General features: G+C 32.1%; 2 protein-coding genes. Both read right to left on the reverse strand.

Annotation, left to right across the window (positions count from 1 at the left end):
- Window positions 1-98: 98 nt before the first annotated feature.
- A complete protein-coding gene (locus tag ACTQ1N_RS12635; RefSeq protein ID WP_441957004.1) occupies window positions 99-578 on the reverse strand; it encodes a radical SAM protein in 480 nt (159 codons plus the stop codon).
- A gap of 2 nt (window positions 579-580) precedes the next feature.
- Entirely contained in the window at window positions 581-1162 is a 582-nt protein-coding gene (locus ACTQ1N_RS12640) for a polysaccharide pyruvyl transferase family protein (protein ID WP_441957005.1), read from the reverse strand.
- Window positions 1163-1232: the final 70 nt, after the last annotated feature.

Consider the following 1232-nt stretch of genomic DNA (forward strand, 5'->3'; position numbering starts at 1 on the left):
AAATCTGGCATCTGGTGTACAAAACTGGCGTTTCGTTTACAAATATGCAGTTTTCAATTTACAAACAAGCATCTCGCCTTACAAACTGGCGTCTCGGATTACAACTCAGCATACTCATCGTTGGCTGTTATTTCAATAGTAAACGAACAGCCGTTATTCTTTATCAACATAACATTATCTATAAAGGTCTTTGTTAAATTTAGTCGTTTTAATTCCAGATAATGTAATGAAAATTTAAAGAATAATCTAGATTTAAGATCATCATTGAACTCCATTAGCTCAGTAAATCTTCTTGTGATAGTTCCATTAGTAACAATCATAATATAATGTCCTTCTTCCAAAAGTACTTTAATATATTGTACAATCTGAGAAGGAATAAGTGTTTCGCCAAGCCCGCAAACATTAAATAGGCAAACTCCACCTAGCCTTTGTTTAGATAATGCCTTTCTGACAATTTCAGGACTATATTTAAAATCAACTTGCTCTGTTTCATTTTTTTCCATTTGTGTTACATAGCAATAATGACATTTAAAATTACATGATGTAATAGGAACATGGATATCGATAAATCTTTTCATAATTACACGCTTTCAATTAGTTTTACTAGATCATCAAACTTGTCATCGATTGTTACAGAATATCTATCTTCCTTACTCATCGAGGTTAAATATTCAATGGTCTCATCAAGTTGATCTAATTTGTCGATATGCTTTATATAGCTGCAATCTTTTATCCATTGGTAAACACCGACTATCTTATAATTATAATTTGATAATGTGATGCATGGTGTCTTTGTTAAGTAGCAAAAAATCATCATGTGCAGTTTATCTGTTATGATGATTTGATATGTTGATATTTCTTTCAGGCATGTGTTTAATACAATATCTCTATCAGCCATACGAATAGGTCTATTAATACACGTATCTGCAACATAATAACACCCGAATTTTTTTGCTATAATTTGCTTTATTTTGCATACATCTTGAGACATTAAGTTGCTTTCAACATCATTTCGCAGGCACAGCAATGCCCCTTTTCTTTCTGCGCTGTATTCTTTCATTGGCAAAGTTAGTACAATATCTGGGGTTACAAATATATTATTTGAAATGACCGATGATACTATTCTGAGTTTTAAGCCATTTGTACTAGTAACTACTGTCAAGGCTCTGAAAACAGCGTAAATTCAATACTTTTGAGGCTCAACTGCATTGCAAATCTCCGTTATTAGTAGT

It is taken from the genome of Porcincola sp. LCP21S3_C12, from assembly GCF_052118625.1.
In the GTDB taxonomy this organism is placed as follows: Bacteria; Bacillota; Clostridia; order Lachnospirales; family Lachnospiraceae; genus Porcincola.